General features: G+C 46.3%; 11 protein-coding genes, 1 pseudogene and 1 riboswitch. Of the genes and pseudogenes, 10 read left to right on the forward strand and 2 right to left on the reverse strand.

The window, feature by feature from the left end; all coding sequences use genetic code 11:
* Positions 1–76: 76 nt before the first annotated feature.
* Positions 77–1036: pseudogene (locus tag FFM74_RS10200) on the reverse strand (nucleobase:cation symporter-2 family protein); the annotation flags it as partial.
* Between the two features lie 56 nt (positions 1037–1092).
* A riboswitch (purine riboswitch) is annotated at positions 1093–1191 on the reverse strand.
* A gap of 99 nt (positions 1192–1290) precedes the next feature.
* Positions 1291–2880, reverse strand: coding sequence for a PucR family transcriptional regulator (locus FFM74_RS10205; protein ID WP_137626533.1), 1590 nt, complete (start codon positions 2878–2880; stop codon positions 1291–1293).
* Positions 2881–3681: 801 nt separating this feature from the next.
* Here FFM74_RS10205 and pyrR point away from each other — a divergent pair.
* The 10 genes from pyrR (at position 3682) to addA (ending at position 21391) form a co-directional block, all read left to right on the forward strand.
* Positions 3682–4224, forward strand: coding sequence for a bifunctional pyr operon transcriptional regulator/uracil phosphoribosyltransferase PyrR (pyrR, locus tag FFM74_RS10210; RefSeq protein WP_137626534.1), 543 nt, complete (start codon positions 3682–3684; stop codon positions 4222–4224).
* A 134-nt stretch (positions 4225–4358) separates the two neighbouring features.
* Complete coding sequence (locus FFM74_RS10215; protein ID WP_137626535.1) at positions 4359–5315, forward strand: aspartate carbamoyltransferase catalytic subunit; 957 nt, start codon at positions 4359–4361, stop codon at positions 5313–5315.
* The gene (locus tag FFM74_RS10220) at positions 5299–6591 is read left to right on the forward strand and encodes a dihydroorotase (RefSeq protein ID WP_137626536.1); all 1293 of its coding nucleotides are present in this window, start codon (positions 5299–5301) and stop codon (positions 6589–6591) included. Before FFM74_RS10215 ends, FFM74_RS10220 begins: the two co-directional genes overlap by 17 nt.
* Positions 6588–7682 carry a carbamoyl phosphate synthase small subunit gene (locus tag FFM74_RS10225; RefSeq protein WP_137626537.1) on the forward strand — a complete coding sequence of 365 codons (1095 nt, stop codon included), beginning with the start codon at positions 6588–6590 and terminating at the stop codon, positions 7680–7682. The genes FFM74_RS10220 and FFM74_RS10225 overlap by 4 nt, the downstream gene beginning before the upstream one ends.
* On the forward strand, positions 7675–10851 hold the full coding sequence (gene carB, locus FFM74_RS10230; RefSeq protein ID WP_137626538.1) for a carbamoyl-phosphate synthase large subunit: 3177 nt from the start codon (positions 7675–7677) through the stop codon (positions 10849–10851). The genes FFM74_RS10225 and carB overlap by 8 nt, the downstream gene beginning before the upstream one ends.
* A 19-nt stretch (positions 10852–10870) precedes the next feature.
* A complete protein-coding gene (locus FFM74_RS10235; protein WP_137626539.1) occupies positions 10871–11788 on the forward strand; it encodes a dihydroorotate dehydrogenase in 918 nt (305 codons plus the stop codon).
* On the forward strand, positions 11785–12507 hold the full coding sequence (gene pyrF / locus FFM74_RS10240) for an orotidine-5'-phosphate decarboxylase (protein WP_137626540.1): 723 nt from the start codon (positions 11785–11787) through the stop codon (positions 12505–12507). Before FFM74_RS10235 ends, pyrF begins: the two co-directional genes overlap by 4 nt.
* On the forward strand, positions 12500–13138 hold the full coding sequence (gene pyrE, locus FFM74_RS10245) for an orotate phosphoribosyltransferase (protein ID WP_137626541.1): 639 nt from the start codon (positions 12500–12502) through the stop codon (positions 13136–13138). The genes pyrF and pyrE overlap by 8 nt, the downstream gene beginning before the upstream one ends.
* 908 nt (positions 13139–14046) lie before the next feature.
* On the forward strand, positions 14047–17637 hold the full coding sequence (locus FFM74_RS10250) for a PD-(D/E)XK nuclease family protein (protein ID WP_137626542.1): 3591 nt from the start codon (positions 14047–14049) through the stop codon (positions 17635–17637).
* Positions 17630–21391 carry a helicase-exonuclease AddAB subunit AddA gene (addA, locus tag FFM74_RS10255; RefSeq protein ID WP_137626543.1) on the forward strand — a complete coding sequence of 1254 codons (3762 nt, stop codon included), beginning with the start codon at positions 17630–17632 and terminating at the stop codon, positions 21389–21391. The genes FFM74_RS10250 and addA overlap by 8 nt, the downstream gene beginning before the upstream one ends.
* Positions 21392–21435 lie beyond the last annotated feature (44 nt).

Genomic DNA, 21435 nt, shown 5'->3' on the forward strand with positions numbered 1-21435 from the left:
AGCCCCCGGTAAAATACCGAGAACTCGCCGTTCAAAAAGCAGCTTAACAATTTGTCCAATTTTAAGGGTTCACTTCAGAGAAGTAAATTGGTTTTCGGGTTTTAACGCCGGAGAGTTGTAAGACCCCGACATTTTCTGAGAAAGTTGAGTAAGGAAAGGTGTTGAACAAACCACCTAAAATAACGGCAATCCCTTCGGAACGATACCCACGTTTCAAATCGGCACTTTCAATCTTGCGACCAGTAATGTCGCCGAGAGCGAAGAAGACGCCGGTTGATTCGACCATGGTTGTTAAGGAAACGAGCATCATGGTTAAGATTGACGACCATTCGAACTTCGGTGTGCCAAAGTAGAAAAGGGTCGGTAAATGGAACCAGCTGGCTTCGGCAACTGGTTTGAGTGAAACCATCCCGAACATGCCAGCTAGAAGGGTACCCGCGAGAATCCCCACTAAGATGGCAACGGATTTCATGAAACCTTTGGCAAAGACACTGATCAATAAAATAATTGCAATCGTTAAAAAGCCAATGCCTAAAGCAGGCAGGTTGCCAAAGTTTTTGGCAGTCGCATCACCGCCCCCTAAGTTTTCAAAAGCAACTGGAATCAAGGTAAAACCGATAATTGTGATCAGTGATCCAGTGACAACGGGTGGAAAGAGACTTTTGATTTTGGAAAAGAGCCCAGCAATGAGAAAAATGAAAATACCGGCACCAATAATTGACCCGTACATCGTCCCTAAACCATATGTTTGACCGATTTGAATTAGTGGATTGACCGCTTGGACGGCACAGCCTAAGACGACTGGTAGCCCAATCCCGGTCATCGGGGTTCGCTTCAATTGCAAAAATGTCGCAATCCCACACATGAAAATATCGATAGAAACTAAGTAAGTCATCTGTTCAGTGGTAAAGTGTAACGCGGCCCCAATGAGTAAAGGCACTAGCACGTCACCCGAGTACATCGCTAACAAATGTTGAAACCCTAAAATCGCTGCCTTGACGTTGGAGATTTTAGGGGTAGTCGTTGCTTCTTTCAAAAATCTTCCTCCTCAACTCTGCGAAATTGCCTAAAAAAGAGGACACCCCGGCAAACGGGATGTCCTCGTCTGCTTATAGTCCAGCGTTTACGGCGCTGGGTAGAAACTCGTCATCCATATCATGACATTATATAGGCAATAATTCGTATTTGAATGGGACAATCTTAACATAGATGAAAACCGAAGACAATTAGAATCGAACAAATTAATGTTCGTAAAATGGATAATTTGACTGAACTTCTGAATGTAAACGTTCACTTTTGCTTGAATTGATTGTGCCAGAGCAACACTGCCATCTCCAATGTTTGTGTTTGCTCTGGGTCATCGAGGTTCAGTGTCAGCATCTTTTCAATCTTTTTCAATCGGTAAATAACCGTATTACGATGAATCGACAAATGACCGGCAACTTCAGCAATATTTTGATGATAATAAAAATAACCGTAAAGAGTGTCCAATAAATTTAATTGTTCATTGGCACTGACGCCACCGACTAGCCCACCAAGAACACGTTCCACAAAGGAAGTGGCCTCGTTTTCTGGAATTAACGAGATCAGTTCTTTGACATATTTTGGCCGATAAATGGTGACGGCATGGGGGCTATTACGACTCAGCGCCAAGGCTTCGGCGGCTTCGTTATAGATGGTTGCCAGTTCAGTTAAAGGCAAGGTCGAATAGCTGTAGCCCGCGATTAAGCGAGTCTGTTTGTCCAATTTTGGCTGGATAAAATCCACGAGCGCTGTCAAAAAGTGTTGTGCGTTTTGCTCGTCATTAATGAGCAAGACCAATTGTTGTTTTAGTGAAAAGGCAATTACTGGTGCTTGAAATTCTTTGATAAACCAGAGCGTCAGCTGTTGAACCTGTTCAAGCAAATGGTTGCTGAGGATCGTTTGATGGGTCGTCGTCACTAAAATGGTGGCACAGTGAAATTTGGTCGTTGGGTCAATTTGACGGGTTTTGAGGGTCTTATTAATTAAATCGTTCGAAATCCCGCCATCCATCACATTTAAATAGAAGCCACTTTGATTGCGGAAGGCCGATTCGTTCAACATGTCGACCCGACTGTTAACGAAACTTAAGGTATTGATGACCACTTGAGTCAGCATCTGATCGGTCGAGTTGTCAGCATCAAGATTGAGCACACCAATGAAGGCTTTATTTTCTTTATAGGCTGAAAATAATGGAATAATTGTGAGTGTTTGGTCATTGTACGTCAAATTCAGGCGTGTATGTAGATTGAAATAGTCAATGTGGGTCTGGTTGCGTAAGTAGTCCGTGAGACTATCGTGAGTCATCGGTAAGCTAGGTGAGGCGCTCACAACGCGAAAATGGCTATCCATGAGAAAAAGTGGGTGGTCAATGAGTTCACTACATTTATTAAGCACCGTTGCGTGAGTGGGATCTTTTAATAAGAAATCCGCTAGTGTTTGATTAACTTGGACAATGCGACTCAGTTCATCGGTTTGTGACTTTAAAATAATGGTCAGCATCTTCCGCATGGTTTCAGAAATCAGTTCATCAGCCGGTGTGACGATGATCGGAAAGTTGAGTTGATTAGCCAGTTCAAGGACCGCTTTTGGCATGTGATCTAAATAGCGTTGGTCTTTAAACCCTAGCCCAGCGCAGTTTGCGTTCTGCATGGCGGTAATTAAGGCCATTGGGTCAGTGGTCGTATTAATAAAGGGATAGCCATTAGTGATCAAAAATTGATGCGCTTTCAAATAATCCGCGATATCTGGTGATTCAATCATCCCAATGTTATTGATTTCCCGATCAAGACCCCGCTTCCCCGCGATTACCTGCATCTGACGCATTGATGGTGTATTTAATAATGTTTGTAGACGCATGGCACGTTCCCCCTAAAATTAGTTATCCTTCACAAGTAGTATACCGATAATTTGGTAGTTTGACTATAATTAAATGATAAAACGGTTAAAAATATATTAATTGAACAATGTATTTACTTATTAATTCAAATCTAATGATTGAACGATGATACTCGTGAGTAACTATCATGGGGTTAATGGCGGCGTAAGCAGATTGGTCACTTCCGGTTGGGATTGATCACATGCGGTCGTGGGGCCGGTCCAAGCCAGGCACGTCTTGAACCTCGACCGGAACCCTTGCAAAAATCGCAAGTGTCCCGGTCTGCCCGTGGTGTAACGTCGGCAAAAATCGGCCGATGTGATCAGTCCCAACCTTCAGTTATTAAGTTTGACTGCAGTATCACTCACCACGAGTTCATTTTAGGAACGACTGTTGCTGATATGGGCCTGTTCACGTTTCTTTTTATGCTTGTAACTGAGTTTAACTGGTGAACAATGACTATCAATCCCAGTTTGACCAGGTTTATAAACAAAATATCAATCACGGACTGTCCACATGTAATCAGCGACACCCGGAGGCGACAATGCAGTTGATACGATGGTATAACTATGATCAAAAACGCTGACTTTTACGGATTTTTCCTTGACAGTCATGCGACATTTGGTTACACTTATTTCAATTAAACAGCACCTTTAAATTAGTCCTGTGAGGCTAATAAGGGGAACGGTAACTAGGAGTCTCCCAGCTTTTTCGCAGGAAAAAACGGGGGACTCTTTTTTCCTCCTCTCGGTGAACATCAAATAGAAATGGAGCTGACTAACATGGCACGAGAAGTCGTTGATGCAATGACGATGCGCCGCGCGTTAACGCGGATTACGTATGAAATTATCGAGCAAAATAAAGGAGTCGGAAACTTGGTCTTTATTGGGATCAAGACAAGAGGCATTTATTTGGCCCAACGTTTGGCCCAGCGCTTGAAGCAGTTGGAAGGCGTGGACGTGCCAGTCGGGTCGTTAGATATTACGTTGTACCGTGATGACCATCATGCGATTGATGTGCAAGGTCAAGCTGAATTGAAAGGTGCAGAGATTCCGGTTGATATTAATGGCAAACACATTATTTTAGTTGATGATGTGCTGTTTACCGGCCGGACTGTCCGGGCCGCTTTGGATGCCTTAATGGACCAAGGCCGTCCCGCGAAGATTTCTTTGGCTGTGTTAGTTGATCGGGGCCATCGCGAATTACCAATTCGCCCTGATTTTGTTGGCAAAAATATTCCAACAGCTTTAGATGAACAAGTCAGTGTTGCTTTAGAAGAACATGACGGCCATGATGGTATCGCAATTGAAAAATTAAATAATTAACCATTTAATTGTTTCCAGAGAGGAACGAAACGGTTTGGTCATGCGTGACCACTCAATCGGAGTCTAACCTCTTTGCAAAACAATTTTGCAGGGTGGTTAGACTTTTTTTAAAACCTAAGGAGACGGCAAAAAAGATGCAAGCAACTAATTATATTGTGAGTGTAGACCAATTCTCAAATCAAGATGTCATGCATTTTATTCATTTGGCAGAGGCGTTTAAGCAGGGCTTGACGGTGCAACTCAAACGACCGGCATTTGCCATGAACTTATTTTTTGAAAATAGCACGCGGACGCATACCAGTTTCGAAATGGCCGAACGGCGCTTAGGATTACAAGTGATTCCTTTTGACCCGAAAACGAGTTCGGTCACTAAGGGCGAAAGCTTATTAGACACCTTACGAACGATACAAGCAATTGGTGTGGATCTCGCAGTGATTCGCCATCCGCAAGACGCTTATTATCAGCCCGTATTAGACGCAAAGTTACCGATTAGTTTGATCAACGCGGGTGATGGGAGCGGGCAACATCCGTCACAATCGCTATTGGATATGTTGACCATTTATGAAGAATTTGGCCATCTTGATGGATTGAAAGTGGCAATTGTTGGGGATTTGCAACATTCACGGGTCGCACGGTCAAATATGGTATTACTCACACAATTAGGTGCCAAAGTTTACTTCAGCGGTCCTAAGACTTGGTTCAACGCGGATTTTGCCGAGTATGGCGAGTATTTGCCAATTGACGACTTGGTCAGCCAAGTTGATGTCATGATGTTGTTACGCGTCCAACACGAACGACTCACACAAACGAATAATGAAACGTTTGATGCCACGACTTATCATCAGAAGTACGGCCTGACCGAGAAGCGGGCCGCGGCCATGCCGGCGACATCAATTATTATGCATCCAGCACCCGTCAATCGCGGCGTTGAAATTGCGAGTGAGTTAGTTGAGTCACCACAATCACGAATTTTCCAACAAATGACGAATGGCATGTATATGCGGATGGCCATGGTTTCACATATTTTAGTCCAACGAGGCTTACTAGACGCGAAAACATTGGAGGATGCGGCAAATGTCAACTTTAATTAAAAACGCCAAGGTTTTACAGGCTGAACAACTGACGACGCAAGATATTTTAATCGAAGATGGACTGATCAAGGCAATCGGGCATGATTTGAATCAACAGTATGGCCCAGCCGATCACGTGATTTGTGCTGCTGACCGCTTTGTCACGCCAGGGCTAGTTGATGTGCATGTCCATTTACGAGATCCCGGCTTAACTGAAAAAGAAACGATTGAAACGGGGACGATGGCCGCGGCACACGGCGGCTTCACCACGATTGGCGCGATGCCAAATGTCGAGCCTGTCCCAGATACGCCTGAAAAGATTGCGTTGATGGTTGCGGAAAATCAGACCAAGGCGAACGTTCATGTGGCCCAATATGCCAGCATTACGACTAATCGCAGCGGAGATGAACTAGTCGACTTTTCCGGGGTCAAACGCGCCGGAGCCTTTGCCGTCAGCAACGATGGTTCTGGTGTGCAAACGGCGGGGACAATGTATCAAGCCATGTGCGGTGCCGCTAAAGCCGGACTCACGTTGGCAGCGCATGTTGAAGATGATTCTTTGACCATGGGTGGGGTGATGAATGCTGGTCCGGTTGCCGACAAGCTTGGGCTACCAGGAATTATGGGTATTTCTGAATCATCCCAAATTGCTCGTGATGTCTTGTTGGCGGAAGCTAGCGGGGTACACTATCACGTCTGCCACGTTTCGACCGCAGAGAGCGTTCGCGTAATCCGTGACGCTAAGCGCGCTGGCATCAACGTCACCTGTGAAGTTTCGCCACATCATTTATTGTTGACGGACGCCGATATTACCATGGACAATCCAATGTTAAAAATGAATCCACCATTACGGTCACCAAAAGATCGGGCCGCGTTAATTGCGGGGCTGCTAGACGGCACTATCGACATGATTGCGACTGATCATGCTCCACATACGGATGCTCAAAAGCAAGGTTCAATGAAGACTGCAGCGTTTGGCATTACTGGACTTGAAACGGCTTTTGCGACGCTCTACACCGCGTTGGTTAGAACTAAGTTGCTCACTCTCGGCCAATTGGTCAACTTGATGAGCACGGCGCCAGCCAAGTTATTCGGATTAACCAAAGCCGGGCAATTACAGCCAGGCCAACCGGCAGATTTAGCGATTATCGACTTAGATCACAAGTTTGAAATTAAGGCCAATGAGATGTATTCGAAAGGCCATAATTCACCGTTTATTGGCTGGCAAGTCTACGGCAACGTTTTGATGACGTTAGTGGACGGCCAAGTTGTGTATGGAAAGGACCAGCAAGCATGAAACGATATTTAGTCTTAGCAGACGGGACCGTGTACCCGGGGACCGGCTTCGGTGCGACCACCGCAACCGTGGGCGAACTCGTCTTCAATACCGGCATGAGCGGCTATCAAGAATCGATCACCGATCAATCTTATAATGGCGAAATCCTCATGTTTACTTATCCCTTGATTGGGAATTACGGCATCAATCGTGATGATCACGAATCAATTAAGCCGAGTTGCAAAGGTGTTGTCGTGCATGAATTGGCCCGGCGCGCGAGCAATTGGCGCAGTGAAATGTCTTTAGATGACTACTTAAAATTAAATGATATTCCGGGTATCGCCGACATTGATACCCGTGCAGTGACCAAGCACATCCGAGAAAAGGGTGCGATGAAAGCGACCATTGTCGATGAAGTGACTCATGAAACCGTGCCACAACTGAAAGCAACGGTTTTGAATCCAGCGGTGGTTGCCGAAAGCTCGACCAATAATGCTTATCCAAATCCGGCAACCGGACCGAACGTCGTCGTGGTTGACTTTGGACTGAAGCATTCAATCTTACGTGAATTGGCTAAGCGGCAGTGTAACTTAACGGTGTTGCCATATAATGCGACCGCCGGCGAGATTCTGGAACTTAATCCAGATGGTGTCATGCTGACGAATGGCCCTGGTGATCCCAAAGATGTCCCCGGCGCACAAGCCATGATTCGCGAAGTTGAACAACAGGTGCCCTTATTCGGAATTTGTTTAGGTCATCAGCTCTTCTGTTTAGCGAATGGTGCGGACACCTTTAAGATGAAATTTGGTCATCGTGGTTTCAACCATCCGGTGCGTGAAATTGCGACGGGACGAATTGATTTTACTTCACAGAACCACGGTTACGCGGTTGACCGGGACTCCTTGGCGAAAACCGATTTAATGATTACGCATGAAGAAATTAATGACGGCACCGTTGAAGGCGTGCGGCATCGTAACTATCCGGCATTTTCCGTCCAGTATCATCCCGATGCTGCGCCGGGTCCTCATGATGCCGATCACATTTTTGATGAATTTATTGATTTAATGGCGGCGCATCAAGCGGCCCGGAAAGGAAGCAATTTCAATGCCTAAACGCACAGATATCCATAAAATTATGGTCATCGGTTCTGGCCCAATTATTATTGGTCAAGCCGCTGAATTCGATTATTCCGGGACACAAGCTTGTTTAGCCTTGAAGGAATTAGGCTATGAAGTGGTGTTGGTGAACTCTAATCCAGCGACCATCATGACCGATAAAGAGATTGCTGACCAAGTTTATCTGGAACCCATCACCTTGGAGTTTGTCTCACAAATTTTGCGTAAAGAACATCCCGATGCCATTTTGCCAACGTTGGGTGGGCAACAAGGCCTCAACATGGCGATGGAATTAGCCAAATCTGGCATCTTAAAAGAACTCAAAATTGAATTACTAGGAACTAAACTGAGTGCCATTGATCAAGCGGAAGACCGTGAACAATTCAAAGACTTGATGGAAAAGCTGGGCGAACCCGTGCCGGCTTCCGGGATTGCTTATACGGTGGACGAAGCGGTTGATTTTGCGACTAAGACCGGTTATCCAGTCATTGTGCGCCCGGCCTTCACGATGGGTGGTACCGGTGGTGGGATCGCCGAAAACGAAGCTGAACTGCGGACGATTTCTGAAAATGGGCTGTCGTTATCGCCAGTCACACAAGTGTTAATCGAACAAAGTATCGCCGGTTACAAAGAAATTGAATTTGAAGTAATGCGCGACGCTGCGGACAACGCGATGGTTGTCTGCAACATGGAAAACTTGGACCCAGTGGGGATTCATACGGGGGATTCGATCGTCTACGCGCCAGTTCAAACGTTGGCAGATCGTGAAGTTCAAATGTTGCGGGACGCGTCCTTGAAAATTATTCGGGCGTTGAAGATCGAAGGCGGCTGTAACGTTCAGTTAGCGCTTGATCCAAATAGTTTTAACTATTACATTATTGAAGTTAATCCACGGGTCAGCCGATCTTCAGCATTAGCTTCCAAAGCAACCGGCTATCCGATTGCGAAGATGGCCGCCAAGATCGCGGTTGGCCTCCATTTAGACGAAATCAAGAACCCGGTAACCGGGACGACTTATGCCGAATTTGAACCAGCCTTGGATTACGTCGTTTGCAAGATTCCACGCTGGCCATTTGACAAGTTTACCCATGCGGATCGCCGCTTAGGCACCCAAATGAAGGCAACCGGGGAAGTCATGGCAATCGGTCGTGATATTGAAGAGGCTACTTTGAAGGCGGTTCGGTCGCTTGAAATTGGCGTCACTTATATTGATGAACCCGCACTAGCCAAAGTCGATGACGATGTGTTAAGCGACAAGCTGATTCATGCGCAGGACGATCGCTTGTTCTATTTGGCGGAAGCGATTCGTCGCGGCTACACGATTGAAGAACTGGCTGAAATTACTAAGATCAATATTTTCTTCTTGGATAAACTGCTCCATCTGATTGAAATTGAACGTGACTTGCAAACACACAAAGATGATCTTGCCACGCTGACAACCGCCAAGCGTCACGGCTTTGCCGATGAAACGGTTGCTAGTTTCTGGGACGAATCGGCGGATGACGTTCGTCAATTCCGTAAGGCTAATAAACTGATGCCAGTTTATAAAATGGTTGATACTTGTGCCGGCGAATTTGCCTCCACAACCCCTTATTATTACGGGACGTATGAATTTGAAAATGAAAGTTTGGTCACGAAAAAGCCATCCGTGCTAGTCCTTGGTTCAGGTCCAATCCGAATTGGTCAAGGGGTCGAATTCGACTATGCCACGGTGCATTCCGTGAAGGCGATTCAAAAGGCCGGCTTTGAAGCGATTATTATGAATAGTAATCCCGAAACCGTGTCCACCGACTTCTCAATTTCAGATAAGTTGTATTTTGAACCCTTGACGATTGAGGATGTCATGAATGTGATCGACCTCGAACAACCAACTGGCGTGATTGTGCAATTTGGCGGTCAAACCGCGATCAACTTAGCGGCACCGTTAGAAGCGCATGGCGTTAAAATTCTTGGGACTAGTGTGACGGATGTCAATCGTGCTGAAGATCGAGATGAATTTGATAAGGTGATTAAATCACTGAAAATTCCGCAACCCGCTGGTGATACTGCGAGTGATGAAGCCACCGCCATGACGATTGCCGACAAAATTGGTTATCCGGTATTAGTTCGCCCAAGTTACGTCTTAGGCGGCCGGGCGATGGAAATTGTCAAAAAGCCGGCTGACTTGGATTATTACATGCACAATGCGGTCAAAGTGTCACATGACCATCCGGTGTTAATTGACAGTTATTTGGTTGGTAAAGAGTGTGAGGTTGACGCGATTTGTGATGGGAAAACGGTCCTAATTCCTGGAATTATGGAGCATATTGAACGGGCCGGTGTGCATTCCGGTGACTCAATGGCCGTGTATCCACCACAATCCTTATCCGCCGCAGTCCAGGCACAAATTGTGACGTATACTGAGCAATTAGCGATTAGTTTAAATTGTATCGGGATGATGAATATTCAATTCGTGATTCACGATGAACAAGTCTATGTGATCGAAGTTAATCCGCGGGCTAGTCGGACGGTACCGTTTTTAAGCAAGGTTACTGGGATTCCGATGGCGCAAGTGGCAACTCGCGTGATCTTAGGACAGTCGCTAACGAGTCAAGGTTATCAAACGGGACTAGCGCCAATCGGTAAGTTAGTGCATGTTAAAGCACCAGTCTTCTCATTTTCAAAATTGAATCGGGTGGATAGTTTACTCGGACCTGAAATGAAATCAACTGGAGAAGTCATGGGTAGCGACACGACGATGGCTAAGGCGCTCTACAAAGCCTTTGAAGCCGCCAAACTGCACGTTCCTAATCATGGTAATGTTCTGATTACGGTGCGTGACGACGATAAACCGGAAGCCTTGAAATTGGCACAACGTTTCCATAACTTGGGCTATCAATTATTAGCCACTCATGGGACGGCGAGCTATTTGACGAAACAGGGCTTGCCGGTACAAGTTGTTGACAAGATTGACAGTGGTGAAAATGATTTACTCCATCAAATGGAAGCTGGCCAAGTCCAATTGGTTATCAATACGGTCTCCGATGAAGGTCAAGCCGCAGATGATGGCGCGCTGATTCGAAACAGTTCGATTGCGCATAATATTCCGTTATTTACGGCACTGGATACCGTGGCTGCAATTTTGCAAGTCTTAGAGTCACAATCATTTGTCACACAAGCCTTATAGACATGAAAAGGGGATCGACATGGAACGATTAGCAGTGAATTTAGCAGGTGTCACGTTAAAGAATCCGGTGATGCCCGCCAGCGGGACTGCCGCTTATGGTCAAACAATGGCGACGCAATTAGATTTAGGCGCTTTAGGTGGCTTGGTGATCAAGTCCACCACCGCGCAACCACGCGAAGGGAATCAACGACCAACAACAGCCCCAACGACAGCTGGCTGGTTGAACGCGATTGGGTTGAAGAACCCTGGTATTGACAATGTGCTGGCTGAAAAACTTCCTTGGTTAGCCGAACATTATCCAACACTGCCAATTGTCGGCAGTGTTGCGGGGAGTACCTTTGATGAATACGTTGCGGTGGCTAAAAAAATGACGACGGCCCCAAATGTGAAATTGTTAGAAATTAATATCTCGTGTCCAAATGTGGACCATGGTGGCTTAGCCTTTGGCACAGATCCAGTATTAGTTAAAGATTTGACACAAGCCATCGTGGCCGTTGTGAACAAGCCGGTGTTTATGAAGTTAACGCCTAATGTGACGGATATCATCCCAATTGCTGCCGCTGCTGAAGCTGGTGGGGCAGCCGGGTTAACGATGATCAATACCTTAACTGGGATGGGGATTGATTTGAAGACTCGCAAGCCGATTCTGGCGCACGGTACGGGTGGTTTATCTGGCAAAGCCTTGCATCCAATGGCTGTTCGGATGATTCATGATGTCCGTCAACAAACCAAGTTACCAATTATTGGAGTCGGCGGTGTCTTCACGCCGGAAGATGTTTTGGAATTCTATTTGGCCGGCGCCAATGCGGTTCAAGTAGGGGCGGCGACGTATGGTCACCCAACTGCTTGTACCGATATTATTACTGGTTTACCCGCCGCAATGGATAAGTACGGCATGTCGAGTTTAAGCGAGTTAATCGCGGAGGTACAAGGATGAGTCGACCAGTCATTATTGCCTTGGATTTTCCAACTGCAGATCAAGCCTTAACCTTTTTAGACCAATTCCCAACTGGGATTAACTTAACCGTTAAAATTGGGATGGAATTATTTTATGCGGCAGGTCCTCAAATCGTCCAAGCGATTGAAGCGCGCGGTCATGCCGTTTTTCTTGATTTGAAATTACATGATATTCCGAACACTGTCGAAGCCGCGATGCGCGTCATTGGGCGATTAGGGGTGCGTTACACGACTGTGCATGCAGCCGGGGGTCACGTGATGCTCGCGGCGGCCAAGCAGGGATTAGTTGCGGGTGCGACTGAACGCGGACTATCAGCGCCCAAGTTACTCGCAATCACGCAATTAACGTCGACCAATCAGGCCATGTTAAATACCGATCAACAAATTGCCGGTAGTGTGCAAGCTAGTGTGGTTCACTATGCTGAACTTGCGCAGGCCAGTGGTTGTGACGGTGTGATCTGTTCGGCTCAAGAAGTCGCCGCCATTCATGCGGCGGTTGGGCCAGACTTTATTGGGATCACGCCTGGCATTCGCCCAGCCACTGCGGCAGCTGATGATCAACAACGGGTCATGACGCCAACTGCCGCGGCTAAAGCGGGCAGTAATGGCTTAGTGGTCGGTCGGCCAATTACGCAAGCAACGGATTCAGTGCAAGCTTATCAACAGATTTTGACAGAATGGAGTGCAGCTAATGACTAAAATTGCAGCAACAATCGCAAGTGACCTTTTACGGATTCAGGCCGTGACATTGCGGCCAAATGACCCATTTACTTGGGCCAGTGGCATGCATAGTCCGATATACACGGATAACCGGTTGACGATTTCATATCCAGACGTTCGCACACATATCGCGGAAGGCATTGCCGCGATTATTCGCGAACAATATCCTGATACGGCAGTCATCGCCGGTGTTGCAACGGCGGGAATTCCACACGCTGCCTGGGTGGCTCAGATTCTGTCATTACCGTTGATTTATGTGCGGTCCAAGCCTAAAGATCATGGTGCTGGCCGTCAAATTGAAGGCGTTTTGAAACCGGGTGAAAAAGTTGTCATGCTGGATGATCTGATTTCGACCGGTGGCAGTGTGTTGCAAGCGGCAAAAGCAGTTCAGGCGGCTGGTGGCGATATTCAAGCCGTCGGGTCAATCTTTAGCTATCAGCTGGCTGCGGCGACAACGAACTTTGCCGCGGTTAAGTTACCGTTATTCAGTTTGACAAACTACACTAGCTTGATCGAAGTAGCACGGCAAGCCGATCAGATTACGGCCGATGAATTAGCGTCATTGCACGCTTGGCGCCAAGATCCGGCTAGTTGGGGTGCCCAGCATTAACTTGACAATTTGCTAATAACTCCCGCTGTGTCAATAATCAGCACATGTGGATTTAATTAAAGCGGACTGCTTCCGGTTGGGACTAATGCCATGCGGTCGTGGGACCGGGCCAAGCCAAGTACGTCTTGACCCTCGCCCGGAACCCTTGCCAAAAACGCAAGTGTCCCGGACCGTCCGTGGCGTAACGTCGGCAAAAAACAGCCGATGTAACGCCACCATCACGACCGATGGCATCAGTCCCAACCTCCAGCTAATTAAACTTAGTGGAGGCCAGTGAACCAAAGTGCTGTGGGGCAAAACACACTTTGGCTGTTGTTCATCGTGCAACGATTCTAATTGACGGAGCACACGTTTAGATTGTGGCGGATTCCGTCTATCAGCACCATTTGATGAGCTTAAACGTATTAAGAAATTTAACCACTAGTTACCATAACTTTGCGTAGGTCAAAAAAATCAGTCGAACATTACTTGAAGAAAATTTTCAAGTGAGGCTCGACTGATTTTTTTATGTCAATGGTAATCACGTTGTCGGAGTTTATTGGGATATGGGCCAACTTTAAAAGAGTGGACAGATACAGCCGTGAGGGGGCTTCGTTTGGGGCTCAGCCGTGGCATTTGACTTAGCGCGGTGGTTTGGCCGCGGTTAGTCAAAAACCAGCTTTTGAGACCGCTTTTTGGCTCAAAAATGGTTCATGGCGTTCCAGCCCCAAACGAAGTCCCCGGTAGGCGGAAATTCACCACTATTCACTAATTAATCAATTGACCAACGGAAACTCTTAACAGTGGTGAAATTCAAGAAAAACTTACCACCTACGATAGTGTCAGGAGTCTTTGTTTGTTGTCATAAATATGCGATAATGAGACATAATTACATAGAACGTTTGTTCAGATTAAAGGGGGAAGTCACTGTGAGTTTACAATTTGTACTGGGAACCGCAAAGTATGATCATCGCCAAACAATGGTGCAACAACTTGTGACCGCATTGCAGACGGCACACAACGATGACCAATTTTTCTATCTGGTGCCCAACCATATCAAGTTCGATACCGAAGTGGATGTGCTAAACCAACTGGCCCAAGCGACCGGTCAAAATAAACAGTTGTATGCACAGACACAAGTGCAAGTCTTTTCATTTACACGGTTAGCCTGGTATTTGATGAAAAATGAGGCGGAATATCAAGTACCACGGCTTTCGGCAGCTGGGATTGATATGTTACTCTATCGGATTTTGCGGACGCATCAGGATGAGTTACGGTTATTCGGTGGCGAAGTTTCTCAAACTGGGTTTATTACGCAATTAGCTAAAGAAATCACCGGCTTGCAGACGGCCAACTTGACGCCAGAAGATCTGACGCAATTGGCGGAACAAGCGCCAGCTGGTGATTTAAAAGCAAAATTACATGATTTAGCCATCGTCTATGCTGATTTTATGATGGCGACCGCTGGAAAATATTTGAAGCCAGTGGATGTCTTGGCACAACTGAATACGTATTTACAGCATCAGGATTTAAGCAAGATGCACGTCTACTTGGAATTGGCGGGTTTTGCCCAATTGCCTGGACAACAACAGGCGCTCATCACTACGATGTTAGAACGCGGCGCGCAAGTCACGATTAGTTTGATGTTGGATAAGGCCGTCACGCAACAGTTACCAGAAAATGGGAGTTTGTTCTACCAAACTGGACGCTTATATTATCGGCTTTTTCAGTACGCGCAAGTTCGGAAAATTCATGTTGGCTTAGATCTCAAAGCAAGCCAAGTGCGTGTTAGTCCAGGACTAGCCGCGCTGGATGACTATTGGCGTGGACACCCACAACAGGGGAGTGGGCACGAGCCAAAAAACGATGCCCTCCGTCTTTTTCGGACTGATAGTCGCCAAACTGAATTAGCACAAGTTGCCCGTCAAATTCGCCAACTAGTTGCCAGCGGTCAGAATCATTATCGAGACTTTTTAGTGATTACTCGGCATTTAGCAAATTATCAAACCATGTTAGCACCCATTTTTCAAACGCAACAAGTACCGTATTTTGTTGATTTACAACGTTCAATGGCGGATCACCCGTTAGTGGAATTAATTGGCGCCTTGTTTGAGTTGGATGCGAAACATTACCAATATCGTGATGTTATGCGAGTCCTCAAGACTGAGCTCTTGATTCCGATGGTGGATGGTCACCCGATGTCATGCCAGGCGTATCGTCAGGCGGTTGATTTGACTGAAAACTTCATTTTGAAAAGTGGTTATGCCGGACAACGGTGGTTGGACAAGGCTGATTGGCAATATTTCCAGTTTACATCCGGTGATGCCGGCGTGGAAACGGCTGAGAATGCCGCCATCACGGCCCAAATCAATTTGATTCATCATTTTGTGGCGCAGATCTTTCCACCGTTCTTTAAACAGATGACGGCGGCGAAGGATGGTCGAACAGCTGCCACTATCCTGTTCGATTTTCTGACCAAAAATGGCGTTGATCAACAATTGCTGACTTGGCGTGACCAAGCGCTAGATCAGCAAGACGTTGTCGCCGCAGCAGAGCCTGAACAGACTTGGCAAGCCTTCTGTAACATGCTGGATGAATATGTCACGCTACTTGGGACGGCACCGTTCGAATTGACCGACTTCTTAGCCTTGCTACAAGCCGGATTTGAAGGTGCCAGCTATTCTCAAATTCCGTCCACCCTTGATCAAGTGTTAATTTCAGAAAGCGGGATGGTTCAAAGTCAACAGCGAAAAATTGTCTTCATGATTGGGGCAACGGATCTCGTGATGCCCGATCGGATTATGACCAATGACTTGTTGAGTGACGTTGATAAGGAAGCCTTGCAAGCGTCGATTGATCAATTGCCTGGTGATCATTATTTGAGTGATTCAGCCGTCATTCAGCTTGGTGATGAACGTTGCTTGAATTACTTAGCCTTCATGAATGGGACGGAACAATTGATTTTTAGTGCACCATTGAAAGATGATCAGGAAACTGATCTGGGCTTGTCTAATTATGTGAAACAAATTCAGCAACACTTCAAGTTACCGATGGCCGTTTATTTTGGGACTCCAGATCCAACGGCGACGAAGGTTGCCCCATTTATTGGGACGAAGCGTCGAACAATGACCCACGTGATTCAAGTTTATCGTGAGCTCTTAACTGAAAATACCGACCGTAATCGTGTCGGAGCCCCGTTAAAGCCAGCGCCGATCTGGGTCTGGCTACGGCGGCAATTGACCAATGACCCAGAATTTGGCAAACAGGCGCAACACTTATTAGCTGGACTCAGCTACCAGAATCGCCCAGTACCGTTAAAACCAGAAGCGGTCAAAGCGTTGTATGGGAATCAAATTTATACGTCAATTTCGAAATTAGAAGAATTTTATCGCAATCGTTATGCGTACTTTTTAAAGTATGGCTTAAAATTGCAAGAACGTGATGTTTTTGAACTGTCAGCGGCTAGTACCGGCGAGTTTTTCCATGCTGTCTTAGATGGGTTAGTTAAGGCCGTTCGTGCCGACAACCTATCATTGGCGAGTTTAGCAGATAGCCAATTAGAGCACTATTTAGGTCAAATCACGACTGAAGTTTTGGCCCAGCCGCAATTTATGATTTTATCGAGTTCGAATCGGATGGCCTATTTGCGACAACAACTGATTAATACAGTGAGTCAGATTGCCTATGCGATCCGCAATCAAAGTTTACGTTCCGCCGCACAGCCCGAACAGACCGAGTTGTTGTTCGGAAATGTTGGTAAAGAACAAGGCTTAAAGGCGTTAGATTTTCAAGTTGATGCGCAACACAGTGTCCATGTTCGTGGGAAAATTGACCGTTTAGATCAGATTCAGGTTGCTGATCAGCGCTATTTAGGAATCGTTGATTACAAATCGTCGGTGCATCGCTTTGATTTTCAAGAGGCCTACTACGGAATTGCGATGCAGATGTTGACTTATTTAGACGCAGTTTTGCGCAATGAACGTGAAATCGTGGCGGATCCGCAAGCTAAAGTAAAATTGGCGGGGGCGTTGTATATGCATATCCAAAATCCAACGTTGAAGCCGAGCGACGTCAAGACTGGTTTTGAAGCAGCCATGTTGAAGGCTAACAAGTATAAAGGAATTTTGTTGGATGATCCCGAGCTGTTAGCAAAACTTGATACCGATTTGCAAAAGCAATCCGGCGTCTCAAAAATTTATCCGTTCAGACGGAAGGCTTCGGGTGAATATAATCATGTCAGCAGCCGGACACCATCACTCGTGACTGAGGCCCAATTGACACAACTGATTGAACATAATCAACAGCTGATTATTGATGCGGCTACGGCAATTTTTGCGGGCTCGTTAGCCCTGAATCCAATGCGGTTAAATGACAAGACAACGGCATTGCAATATTCACCATATTTGGCAATTATGCAGTTTGATGCCATGTTGCCTGAAAACAATTATCACGATTTGCAACCACTCACACCGAGTGAAGTTTTAGCACGAATCGCGGCCGGAGGAAACCAAAATGACTAATTTTACAGCCAGTCAGCAAGCAGTAATTACACAAAAAAATAATAATTTATTAGTTTCAGCTTCGGCCGGTTCAGGTAAGACCACGGTCTTGATTGAACGGATTATGCGCAAAATTGAAGCGGGCACGAATGTCGATCAACTCTTGGTTGTGACGTTTACGAATTTGGCCGCCAAGCATATGAAACAAAAACTAGAAAATCAGCTCAACGCCAAGCTATCAACCTTGTTAAACGACTCAACCGGAGCGGCGACGGCTTCTCCGGTCGTCAAACGCTTGCGACAACAACTTAATCTACTAGGTGTCGCCAACATCAGTACGTTGGATGCGTTTTGCTTACGCTTAATTCAACGTTATTACTACGTGATTGACTTAGATCCGGTGTTTCGATTGCTGACAGATAATACAGAAGGGCTACTGATTCGTGATCAAGTCTGGGGCGATGTCCGAGAAAAGTTATACGCTGACCAAGACTCACGATTTGCACAACTAACCGCGAATTTTTCGAATGACCGTAGTGATGATGGTCTCAGTGCTTTAATCATGCGGCTGTTTGATTTTGCACAGTCCACCCCTAATCCGACTGAGTGGTTGCAACAGTTACCGGCGGCCTACACGATTGAAACGCCAACGGTGACCGCATCGGCCTTTTATCAGCAACAACTACTGCCGTTACTGCAAGAAACTGGGCAGACGATGCAAGCTAATTTGACGCAAGCAATCGCCGTGGCCCAGACTGGTGAGCTTGAGGACAAGACGATAAAGGGGTTAACTGAGGCGCAACAGGGGGTGCAAACTTTAGTTGCGCAATTGCCGACCGCCAGTTGGAATGACTTGCGTGAGCAGATTGCGACGTTTAAATTCGGACGGCTGAAAAAGACTTATAAGGATGAGCCATTACGAACCAGTGCTGCGGCTAACGTTGGACAATTGGTGCAAACGGTGAAGGATCAGTTCAAACAACTGACTGAAAACTATTTTGCGGCCGATGAAGCACAAGTTATGGCGGTGATGACCGGTTCAGCGGATTTAGTGACGGAACTCGTTCACGCGACGTTGGCATTTAAACAAGCCTTTGCGGCCGAAAAACGTCAGCGACATGTCTTAGATTTCAGTGACTTAGAACATTTAACCTTGCAAATTTTGACCAGCCAAGACGATAGCGGGCAGGGGGCCTTAGCCCAATTGCGTGCGCAATTCGACGAAATCATGGTCGATGAATATCAAGATATTAACAGCTTACAAGAAAAGATTTTACAGTTATTAGCCCGTCAAAATCCGGGAAACATGTTCATGGTGGGTGATGTTAAACAGTCAATTTATCAATTCCGGTTGGCGGACCCGTTATTGTTCTTGCATAAATATCATGATTACGGGCAAAATCCAGCACACGGGGATCGGATTGTGTTGGCCGAAAATTTCCGGTCGGTTGAAAATGTTGATAACTTAGCCAATTTAATTTTTAGCCAACTGATGGATGCACCGGTCGGCCAAATTGATTACGATGATGCGGCCAAGTTGAAGTATGGTCCTAAAGATTATCCAGCTGATCTCGCACAGACGACGAGTTTGTTGCTCTATCAATCTGGTAAAGCCGCCGTGGAAACGGATGAGGATGCAGAACCGACAACCTTTTCAATTGACGATCCATCTGAAGGCAGCATTACGATGGTGGCGCAGAAAATTTTGGCCTTGAAAGCGCAAGATCGTCCGATTTATGACCGGGGAACCGGAACATATCGGCCCTTCCGATATAGCGATGCCGCCTTATTGGTGCCTACTCGAAATCATAACTTAACGATAATTGATATTTTTAAGCGGCTGCAGATTCCAATTGTTGTCAACGATGCTCAAAATTATTTTCAGACGACTGAAATTCGGATCATGATGGCATTGCTGAGTATCATTGATAATCCCTATCAAGATATTCCGTTAGTAGCTGTTTTGCGGTCACCAATCGTTGGCTTAGACGAAAATCAGTTGGTTTATTTACGCATTCAAAATAAAACTAGCGATTATTTCCAGGCGTTGCGAGACTTTTATGCCGCTTACCCAGGCCGAGAACATGAGGCTTATGGCGATCAGGTCTATGCTAAAATTGATCAATTTATGTCCCAACTGACTGAATTCCGAGATTTAGCCAGACGAAATCAATTGGTCACGTTGATCTGGCGAATCTATGACCGAACTGGATTTTTGGATTATGTTGGTGGGATGCCAGCAGGTAAGCAACGACAGGCAAACTTGAATGCGCTGTATGAACGCGCCCATACTTACGAAGCGGGGAGTTTTAAGGGCCTATTTCAATTCGTTCGCTTTATCAAACGGATGCAAGAAAAGGATCAGGATTTGGCAGAAGCGGTGTCGGAGACTGAAACAGAAGCGGTCAGCGTGATGACGATTCATGGGAGTAAGGGACTGGAATATCCAGTTGTCTTTATCATGGATTTAGACAAACAATTTAATCAAAGCGATACGCGCCAGTCGGCCTTGTTAGATCGTGAAGCGGGTATTGGTATCACGTATTTAGATCCGAAAACGCGAGTCAAATATCCAACTTTACCGCGTTTGATGACCCAACAAGTTGTGAGTCAAAAGTTGCGCGCGGAAGAAATGCGAAAATTATATGTAGCCATCACGCGGGCTGAACAGCAACTTTATTTAGTCGGCACGGTTGAGTCAATGACCACGGCGGCCGAAAAATGGCGACGCGTGATGCAAGATAAGACGTTAGTGTTGGATGCGCAGTCACGGATTATGGCTAAAAGTGACTTGGATTGGCTTGGGCAGACCTTAATTCGCCATCCAGATTTAAAAGCTTACTGGGATGGTGAGCAACCCGCTTATTCATTGGCTGAAGACCAAACCCGGGTGACGATTGAACTTGGCGACGCAACCTCGGTGGCACCAGTCATCCCGCAATCAGACGCGCCGAATACGGCGGAATCGAGTGCGGTTGACTTGGTCGAAGCTGATTTAGACGTTGACGTGGATCAGGTCACACAACAGCAAATTCAACGATTATTGAATTTTAAGTACCCAGATCAAGTTGCGACAGCGACGACGGCTTATCAGTCCGTCTCCGAAGTCAAACGGGTCTTTGAAGACCCAGACACGGCGTTGATGCAAGCTAATCCAACGGTCAGTGTCCAGCAATCGCGGCCAAGTAGTCGTTACGTCACAGAAGAATTGGCGACGCCACAATTTCTACAAACGGCGCAAGCGCCAACTGGGGCGGATGTTGGGAGTGCGACCCACCTGGTTTTGGAACAACTACCATTAGATGCACCGGTGACGACTGCCGTGGTTGAGCAGACTATTGCTGCGCTGGTCATGAAGACTATCTTGACTGAGCCAGTTGCGGCCTTAATTGACGTGAATTCAGTGGTTGCCTTCTATGCCAGTGAGTTGGGCCAGCAAATTTTGGCAACACCTAATAAGGTTCATCGCGAAGTGCCATTTTCACTCTTGATGCCAACTTGGCGGTTATTTGATGATTTTTCCAAAGATGATCCTAACAAAATTTTAATTCATGGGATTATTGACGGTTATTTGGAAACTGATGCCGGTTTAATCTTGTTTGATTACAAGACAGATCATGTGGCGCAACCAGCAGCGTTGTTGAAACGTTACACCGGTCAAGTCAAACTATATGCCGCTGCGTTAAGTTCAATGTACGCGCCACAAGTAGTTGCCGGGCAATATTTGTACTCATTGACCCAGCAGGCGTTAATTCCAGTTCCGAAAAGTTTGTAACCAAAGTATCTGGCACAAGTGACCATGACTAGTAGTGGTCCTTC

Source organism: Lactiplantibacillus pingfangensis (assembly GCF_005404945.1).
GTDB lineage: Bacteria > Bacillota > Bacilli > Lactobacillales > Lactobacillaceae > Lactiplantibacillus > Lactiplantibacillus pingfangensis.